The organism is Mucilaginibacter sp. P4_E8, assembly GCF_056401495.1.
Genome location: NZ_JBFUJG010000164.1, coordinates 1 through 9,842, shown reverse-complemented (window position 1 = coordinate 9,842; position 9,842 = coordinate 1). Strand labels below are relative to the sequence as shown.

The window sequence follows — 9,842 nt, the reverse complement described above, 5'->3', positions numbered from 1 at the left end:
GTGATGAACGGGTTTGAGCTTACTTTTAAAACTGAACTGTACTTAGTATAGCAATTATTGTAAGCAGCTGACACCTGGGTTAAGGTAGCATCATCAACAAGTTTTACAAATGCATCCAATACATCATCTGTAGTTTTCAGATCAGTATAAGGTACATTAAAGCGTTTTAACTGTATCTGATATGGCAAATTCACATTTGCTTCTTTGAGTGCAATTCCGCTTAGTTTAACTTCCTTAAGCGCGGTTTTGGCTCTTGACACTGCTTTGATGGCGGGAGTAGTACTTGTATCCGGCAAATCTTTTTTGGCGACAAGTAAAGGCTTAACCTGAAAGGCCATCTTCTCCCCTTTGTTATTACAATCCTGTGTATCGCAGTTCTTAAGATCAGTTTCCCTGGCTTCCAGAAATAGCACAACCACATAATCACTTAAATTAATAGCCGCAGACGACAGGGTTTTTGCGTTTAACTTTTGCGTGCTTTCCAGATTGTTAAACTGATCATCTGATAACAATAACCAGATATCTTTACCAGTGCAAAATGGTTTATAAAAGGGCAGATCACCTTTGTCATAAACAAATGGCAGGTCATTGGGCATCTCAATGGCCGGATAAGGCACATAATAGGTATATTGGGTGGTATCCTGTGTAATTAAATACCCTTGTGAGGTAACTCCGCAGCCTTTGGTAATTTCAATAACTCCGGGATTAAGCACAATATCCAGTCCGCAAACAATGCCAATACCTATCAGCTTGTTGCGTGTCCAGCGGTTTTGCTGATCAAGGTAGTTAAAAGTTTCATTGAGGTGATCGTTGGTGAGCACCTGATCTGGTTCGAATACGATGTATTCCATTGGATTTGCCATATATCAATTTTTTAAAGATCCTAAAATGGTTTTGCCCAGCATTACCGGGTTGGTATCCTTACTTTCATCACAATCGTGCAAAGTAGCTACCGGGTATTCACTATGTAAATTAAACAGCAGTTGTACCAATGTGTCATTTGCCGTTTGCAGGTTATTTATGGTTGTATTATCAAATGAATAATTTGCCAGGGCTGTTATCCATGTTTTATAAGCATTCTCAAAATCAAAAAGCGACTGATCATTTATCCAGCAAACTTTTACCATGGTGTGAGCCGGTACTTCCTGCCTAACAATATCTTCAAAGTAATTTCTGAAAGCCATACTGCGGAAATGCACCGGCCAGTAAGGCAACACGACCGACATTTTGAATGAATAAGGATCCTGTTCGCCACAGAAATCACAGTTGGGATCCAAACATACAGGCGCAAACTTAAACTGGTTGTTGCGCGGCCTTAATAAAAGATGCTCAATCAGGTGAAGCCCATCTGCATCACACTCTGTATTAAATTCTGTTATAAATTGCCTCAAAGCAGTATTTGCATCCTGTTGCGATGCAAAATCATTACTTACCGCCAGGTTATTGCCGGCATCATCAGCGACATAAATATTCCAGTTGCTCCCTGTTTGTTTAATAGTGTAGTTTTGGCCGGCCAATACCAGATCCATAAATGCCGGCAGGGCATTGTTCAGATCATTTTTTGTGGCATAAGTCGTTACAGAGGTAAGCGTCCCTCCATGTTGATTGCTAAATACAAACTGGTATTTAGCAGGTGTATCACTTGTGGTGGTGATGGTGGCGTTACCAATGCAATACAAAAACCGCCGATAATAATTATTGATACCTCCTAAATGACATAGCTTTTTCTCTAAGCCYGATACATTGTCTGTATCCCATAATTTGGTGGTATCAACTGTAAAATCGGGCTTTGATGGAAAATAATTGAATGCCCTGCCTCTTTGATAGCTGATAACGGGATAGTCTTTTAAAAAGGATATCTTACTATCTATCAGATTGGCCGGGGTTATATGGGTTTCTTTTTGGGTAGCATAATCAAGCGAATAATTGAGCAAAACATATTCGTTAAATGACTCACCAAACCTGCTCATCAAGTGATCAAGGAAACGGTTGCGCCTGTCAGCAAAAACTTCCTTCGATTCATATAATTTTTGCCAGTTGTTCACCGTAGCTGCAGTTGAATCCTGGTTTTGCATAACCAGTTGCTCAATGGTTTTCGCTGATCCATCTATTTTATAAATGGGCTGAATATTCTTGATATCCCCTAAAAACTGCGCATAATAAGTTTGTACTATCTTATCGGTTGAGAAAAGCTCCTTTGCACCATTCAGTTGCGAAAAGAAATCGGCCAATAACTGGTCAAACAGTAATAAATACGCCTGGAGTTGTTTGGCCTGCGCTTTTCTTTCTTCACTTACAGTTGAGGGCAGCCCGGCATTCCCAATGCCATAAGTTTGGGGGAAAAGATATTCAATAGAGGTATAATTATCTAAAGAGGCATAACTACCTGTAGGAATGGCCAGGTCATCAGTATGCCCCGATAGCTTATTACGGGCCTTTACCGCGCGCAGCCATTTTAAGGTGTCTCGAACTTCGGCCAGTGATGGTAAATAAGGGAACTGATTTTTATAGAACAGGAGTTTTGACTTGGTTTCTGAAAACACTGGCTTGCAACCGGAGGTAACCGGCATGCACCAGTTTTTACCGCTTTGACCGGGAACCGGTTTATCGTCGGCTCCGTATTTGGTCATCATGAAGTTACGCGCGGCCTGTACACCATCAATATCCATGATCAGGCTGATGATATCGGATGCATATATTTCCTGGCGCAGCTGGGTTTGTTCCAGTTCGGCGGTATCAATAAAGCCATGTTGCAAAACAGGCCCTTCAAATATCGTGTCGGTAGTGTAACCTTTATCCTGCAGTTCGCTTAGCAGATAAAAGTTTACCGATGGGTTCATATACTCTTCAATAGCGTAAAATACCTTGGCCTGTATCTCTTCCATATCGGCTAATGGCGATACTTCTATGTCGCAGCAAATAGCTATTTCTTCATCTTTTATGGTAGTAACACTTACAAAATCCTCGCACAGGTTCCGGTTTTCATTTAGTGTATGTATAGCGGTTTGAACAATGCATTTTGACTGCTGGATCTTTAACAGGTACAGGTTAACTACCTGTGTGGTAAAATCGGTGCTAAAAAAGCCCTGTATATCTGCTGCCAGCACCTGTTGGCCCGATGGCTGCAGATCAATAGCAATGATACCGGTAAGCGTAGCTGAATGATTTGAGCCGCCCGATGTGTACTTAAAATTAATGGTTATAGTAATGTTGTTTCCTGCAGGGAAACTGGTGTTCACTCCGGTAATTGAGGCTGGGTCAGCGGATAATAACACAGCTACGCCCGGGTCATCCCAAACCGGAAAAATAACGGATAGGCTTACATCGCCTCCTTTAAACTTAGCCGATGCGGGATTTAAAACCTGCAATTCGCCATTATTCAGGTCACCAAACTGCTGGTCGTAATCCAAATCCAATATTACTTTAAACAAACCCGATAAGTAAACCGGATGGGGTGTTAGGTCATATGATAAGGCATCCTGTTTACAATCGGCATAAAGCGCTATCTCACCTGCCGGAATATCTTTTTTGTTAACGGTATAAAAATCATCATATAAAAACCATGCATTGTGTACCCCTACTATATCTACCAGTAATTTGCGGTAATCATTTACATTGAGCGGTGATTGTGTCAGGATGTTTTTCGCGGTGAATAATGTTTGTGAAGAGGCTATTTTCCCATCTGCGTCAGTAAGCAGGTCCTCCATTGGCATACCTGTTCTGTAGCCTAATTCGGTAATGGCATAGCAAAGAGCCTCTAAAATAGTTATACCCGGGTCGTGCTCGTTGTAGTCGGTCCATATTTTGCCGCTTAGTTTTTCAATATAGCCCAAACCAGCCTCTCTGAGAAAAGCATAATCCTGGTCGGCAATAAGGCCCGGATCTTTTTGAATTACTTTTGGCTTATCCATTACAATCACAGTTTGCTGGTGAATTAATCAGGTGTTTTATCTTTTTTTCTTCGTCGTAGTACGATACCAGGATAGATCGGGCTGTACTTGCCACGGCCTCTTCAATGTTATACAGCACATGTACTGTTTGATCTTCGAGCGGTATAAAGTGGTTCATTTTAAAGCAGGTAACAAAATCTACATAAGGTCTTTCCTCAATAAAATTGAGCACTACTGATTTTTCAATACTGTTGCCAAATTGAATTGCCTGAGGGTTACCAAAAGCCCACGGCGTTAGAAATTGCTCAATTTCATTATTCAGCTGATTGCTGAAATAAACCACGTCGATATTTTCATGGAACGTAACACTAAAATCAAATTGCACTTGCTCAAACAAAGGGTTACATAAGTGAAGTTTTACAAATGGCGATGTTAGCGTTTTGATATACTTTTCTATTTCGGTTAACAGGCCAATACTGGTATATGGCCTAAGCGGATTGGCATTGTTTAAATTGGTCAAATCAGGAATGGTGATCACCATAACATGCCCTGTCAGCGTCTCACTGTACTTTTGCTGATTGGTATTTTCGTCTATTACAAAGCCGGTATGATTAATGCATTTTACCTTGAAAATTTGCGGATAATATTGCAAAATCAAATGTTCATAATCCCAGGCGGTAATAGCACGGTGCTTATGGCGCAGGCGCTCGCTAACGCGCTGATAAAACTGGTCATCAGTTTCCTGCACGCGGCCATCAAATGAAGTATATGGTTGTTGTGTTTTCTTTAATGCCGCATCAGCAACTGCAGGTTTGCTGATGGTATTTGGCGGCAACGCTTTAGTGAATATTATACCCTGATCAATATCCTGTGCAAATTGTGCTTTGGCTGCATTGGTATCTATTGCAACTAAATTACAAATGGCATCGGTATCATGCTGCACTACTGCTTTAATCCATATCAGGCCACTATCGGCACGAGTATTACTAAGCGTAGCATCAGCGGGAACATTAACTATTACCAGACCTGAGCGGGTCAGGTTATTAGTTTGATCTGTTATGGATTGTTTTTTAAACTGGAGCCAGTTGTTATTGTTTAAATAAAACCAATCAACCTGGGTCATGTTTTTTAATGGATTGGCGCTTCCGTCAGATACCTGAAACAAGATCGAAAAAGTTTCATCGGGCTTAGCATTGGCTAAACCTATCCATAACTCGCCACCATCATCTTTAGGTATCCCGTCTTCCAGGTTAAATACCGGGAGTAATGTTTGCGCATCAGCAGTGATAGCAGGATGCATTTCGCGGAAACCAAAAGGCTCCAGGTGATAAAAGAAATTGCTTCGATCATTAAAAGCATCCTTATTAAAAGTGATATTATCCTGAGCGGAATAGGTTACGTTTATTGACTTAATAACCGGGTGGTTAGGCACCGGAGTAGTACCGGTATCTACTGTATAACTGGTAACTACACCGCCTGTACTATTTACTTTAACCGAGGGTTTGGGTATCTTAGTTAGAAATGTACTCAGACTATAATCATTGCCTATCATTTCCAGTTTGATATAACCATCAATCGATGTAATGGCATAATCTTCATTGGCTGTAAAGTCCTCAGGCGATTGTACAATGCTTTCTAATCCGGTGATATCAATTTCTCCTGGGGGGGTAACTGTAACCGTATATATGGGATCGACCATTACCATTACCATTTCCATATCACCAAGGTTCATTGATAAACTATCATCCAATATGCTTTCACTCTCCAATGACTGGCTGCTCACGGTCATATCATCCATAGCCATTAACAGGCTGTTATCAGCCATAGCTAAGTCGTCTGCTTCAAATATTAAACTATTATCAAATGTGACATCATTAAATGTAAATTCGCCAAACAACTGCGGTTCAGCTATTTTAAACTGGGTGTCAGTGATCACTATGCTTGATGCATAAATACTTACACCATTTAAAATAGGCGCCCAGTTACCTTTTATCAATGAGGATATATTTACCGTTGAATTATATAAAGGTGCCTGTTGCCAATCAAAATCAATGGTTAATTGAGTAAGCTGCTTTTGAAATATTTCTTTATTGCCAATAATGAACGATGCGCCATTTTCAGGGAAATCACCAAAGGGTTTAAACGGTTTGGCAGGATTTATTTTACCGTCATCATTTTGCAGTACCAGATTTTTAATAGCATCAACCGTTACGGATACAACCACTCCATTAATCCTGAGTGTTTTTATTTTTTGATACGATGCATAACCGTTAAGCAATACCTGTACCATTGGTAGTATAACTTCAAAATTACCGCCATGCAACTTTGAAGAATACGGAACTATGGCCGGTGCATCACCCTCCAGGATTACTGTTAATGAAAATGAGGTATTATTTATTACCGAAGCTGTATAATTAGGCGCTGTGTACCAATCCTTTTTGCCGGTTAGTTGTATGCTGAAGATATCCGAAAGATCAGTAGCTGTAATGTTGGTTAAACTATCGCAGGTAAAAGTTAGTGTAACGATCCGGTTGCCTTCATTTAAAAACAGCACATTTGATGCAATAGCAAGGCCTATGGCTGCCGGTTCAATATTTTTAGGGTTGCCAAATGGAAACCACGAGCTATCGGCGCTTAACAGTTTACCACCCTGCCCATCTTCTGAATTGGCCGTTGGTGAAGCAAATAAGGTTACAGGAGTAATGTTTTTATTAAGATAGATGGATTTTAGTGTTTGTATGCTGCCTGTTTGCACTACAAGGTCATCTGTAAGCGAATAAAACAGATCCTTTTTATTGGCATCTTTCCCGGCCTTAAATGAGCTACCTTTTGACAGCAGATGTTGGTCAATATTTTTTTGAAGTTCAAAAACCAGGTGCACAAAATCAGGCTCAGCTACATTATTGCTTAATTGTAAAACTTGTTTGTAATAAAAATCAAGGTGCTTTTTGGTGTATTGATTTAAGTGTTGCTGTGCAAAACCAAACAGCTTTAAAAAAGCAAGATATAGAGCGTAATGCGGTGCATGTGTTGGATAATTATCCAGGGTTTCGGCCAGGTAGGCCGGGGTGCGGCTCACGATATTCACTATGGCGGCAACAAATGATTGTAAAGCGCCGGTAAATAAATTGTGCGTAAGGATGTGGTTAATATCATCATGTACCGCACCGCTTAACGTTATTGGAAACGCCGTAACCGGCGGGTTAACGATGAACACGTCGCTCAAAGAATCGATCAGAAAGTTTTGTGATAGCGTAATGTTATCAACAGGGGTTAAAGTATCTGTAAGGGTTGAGGTTGCATCAATAAGTGACGCTGTTACAAAACTTTCATAATACTGATTTAAAACACTTAAAGGCGCGGCCAGTTTTGAGGTTATGGAAACTGATAAAAAGGTTTTATAAGTTAAATTATCAGTTAAATGTTTATAAGCATCGTTAAGTTCTGTAGTAACAGAAAAAACAAAATCAAACAAGACCTTAAAATTGTTCTTCGCGTCTGTATCGTTAGCTGCATTGATTATTTTATCATTCAAATATTTAATAAATGATGCATAGTCATTTGTTTTCCACTCGGCCACTGAAGAAATTACTACAGCCAGGTCTTTACCCATGAGCTGTTGCCAATCGCCGGCAATAGTATTGGTGTTGTCGTAATAATTTAACCAGGCACTATATTTCTTAGTGAGCAGGATAAGATCAGCAGCTGTTCGCTCATCTACCAGGGCGCATTTTGCCAATAAGGCATCCAATGCACGCTGCGCCTGGCTGGTGCCGTTATAGGATAAAAGTTTGGTATCGAAACAATTATTTGCCATCAGTGTATTTCTGTTCCTTCGTTTTTATAGTAAGGATATACAAAATTGAACCTTGAATTTGTTGTGCGAACAGTGTAATTAAGGATAATGAGGATCACACCTTCCGTTTCGCGGCTGTCATCAACCTGTATCGAACTCAGATCAATACGGGGCTCATAATAGAGTATGGCCGTTTTGATCATTTCGCGGATATAGGTTTTAAAGGTAGTGGTCATGGGCTCAAAAAGCATTTCGTCAAGATTGCACCCATAGTCAGGCACCATAACCCGTTCACCTTTGCGCGTTGCCAGCAATATTTGAAGGCTGAGTTGTATATCAGCCTCATCGCTTGTCATGATCACCGTGTTTAAAACCGTATCAAATGATGGTGGAAAACCCCACCCCGTTCCTAAAAATGAATCTGACATATTAACCTCCTATAATTACTGTTGGACATCCTATTATTATTGAACCGCCATGCGCCGTTGGATCGCCCATACGCGCCGCTGGTTTACCGCCTATTAATACGGTTGATGAACCATTTGCAATAACATCCGGCGGACCTGCACAGGTGCACATATCGCCCACACAAGCTGCAGGCAATCCCCCAATCAACACGGTTGGGCTGCCCGGCGGTAATATGGGTCCGCCTACATGCGGAACCGGCCCTGTAAACATTGGGCAAACGTGCATATCCGAAATTCGTGCTGCAAATGGCATATTTTTAGTTTATTGGTTGATTGATCTCACCCAACTCTCCCCAAAGGAGAGGGCTTTAAATTCTTTCTTAAGTCTCCCTTCTCGGGGGAGATTTAAAGGGGGTATTTCAATCCTTTATTAATTAATCATCACTACACCGCCCTTTATCGTTGCAGTGCCTGAGCCCTCCACCTTTACAGATGGTGCTGATAACGAGGCGCTGCCGCTGTCTGCTTTTATAGATGCCCCGCCTGCACTTACCGAAAAACTGGATGATGGACTAAGCGAAATATTCACCGCTTCAATGGTAAGATCACCGGTTGCTTTTAATTTGATATCAGCACCGCTTTCCAAACTTATTGCCGATGAATCCATCGTTACTTTGTTATTATTTTCGTCTTCTATCTTTATATGCCCGTCTTTTTCGCTAATGGTTACTTTTTTACCTGAGGGCGTCTCAATTTTTAATGATTTTTCTTCATCATTAAAGATCATTTTCATACCGCTGCGTGAGGTATAACCTTTTTCGTCGTTTTTATTGGCAGCTTTAAGCGGTGCGGGTTTTGTGCTGCTGTTTAGCATTCCAAGCACAACCGGGTGCCTCGGGTCGTTATTTAAAAACCCTACAATTACCTCATCACCAATTTCGGGACGAAAAAAAGTACCCCGGTTATTACCTGCATCCAGGCAGGCAATACGTGTCCATATGCCGTCTTCRCCGGCATCAATGATGGGCAACCTTACCCTGATCCTGTCCTGGCTGTCGGGGTCATTTTCCAGATCAGTAACCACGCCTATCTGCAGGCCTTGTATAGCAGGCAACATATCAACTGCAGGTGCCGAAATAACATCGGGCTGGCGCATAAATAGTTCATTTGATAAACCAAACTGTACATCGGTTGTCCAGTTTCCGTTCACTATTTCATGGCGCACGCCCGAAACAAATACTTTACCATTAAAGCGGTCGCCTACGCCACCAATGTTAATCAGGTCGCCTGGGTTTAAAGCGCCTCCATACCCGCGGAAGCGAACCCGCCCGCGACAACGAGACATACGTGCTTTTTGCAAACGGCCATCAGCCAAGCTCTGTAATTCATCTGCTGTAATATCCTCACCTGAATACAAGTCATATTCCGCTATACCCAGTACATTCCCAAGGTCACTGCTCGAAATATTACCGTTCTCTTCAAAACCTGGTTCCGCGGCGTTTGCAGTGGCCACTGCCTGGGTAGTATAATCCCATGTTTTGGCGGTCAAACTCTGGTATTGGTTACGTGCATCAAGATCTGCATCAAACTCAAGTATGGTTGCGCCAAATAATGCATCAAGCACGGTTTCCGAACTAAAATCGGGCTTTTTAGCAGTTATTTTACCATTGTCAACCGTGCAGAGTTTTCCATTTGCTTCCATCCGCGATATGATAAAATCCCAATCGGTACTGTCATACTGCACTATAG

The 9,842-nt window shown here is 41.4% G+C and carries 6 protein-coding genes; all 6 read right to left on the bottom strand.

Going from position 1 to position 9,842, the window contains the following annotated elements; genetic code table 11:
- Positions 1–863, bottom strand: an 863-nt coding sequence (locus tag AC1DRQ_RS27270) for a hypothetical protein (RefSeq protein WP_477428629.1), incomplete at its 3' end; no start/stop codon positions are given.
- A 3-nt stretch (positions 864–866) separates the two neighbouring features.
- Complete coding sequence (locus tag AC1DRQ_RS27265) at positions 867–3,911, bottom strand: hypothetical protein (RefSeq protein WP_477428627.1); 3,045 nt, start codon at positions 3,909–3,911, stop codon at positions 867–869.
- Positions 3,904–7,707 carry a hypothetical protein gene (locus AC1DRQ_RS27260; protein ID WP_477428625.1) on the bottom strand — a complete coding sequence of 1,268 codons (3,804 nt, stop codon included), beginning with the start codon at positions 7,705–7,707 and terminating at the stop codon, positions 3,904–3,906. Before AC1DRQ_RS27260 ends, AC1DRQ_RS27265 begins: the two co-directional genes overlap by 8 nt.
- On the bottom strand, positions 7,707–8,114 hold the full coding sequence (locus AC1DRQ_RS27255; protein WP_429392541.1) for a GPW/gp25 family protein: 408 nt from the start codon (positions 8,112–8,114) through the stop codon (positions 7,707–7,709). The genes AC1DRQ_RS27260 and AC1DRQ_RS27255 overlap by 1 nt, the downstream gene beginning before the upstream one ends.
- 1 nt (position 8,115) lies before the next feature.
- Entirely contained in the window at positions 8,116–8,406 is a 291-nt protein-coding gene (locus tag AC1DRQ_RS27250; RefSeq protein WP_429392538.1) for a PAAR domain-containing protein, read from the bottom strand.
- A gap of 117 nt (positions 8,407–8,523) precedes the next feature.
- Positions 8,524–9,842 (bottom strand): type VI secretion system tip protein VgrG (vgrG, locus tag AC1DRQ_RS27245; RefSeq protein WP_477428622.1); only part of this gene is annotated, 1,319 nt, incomplete at its 5' end.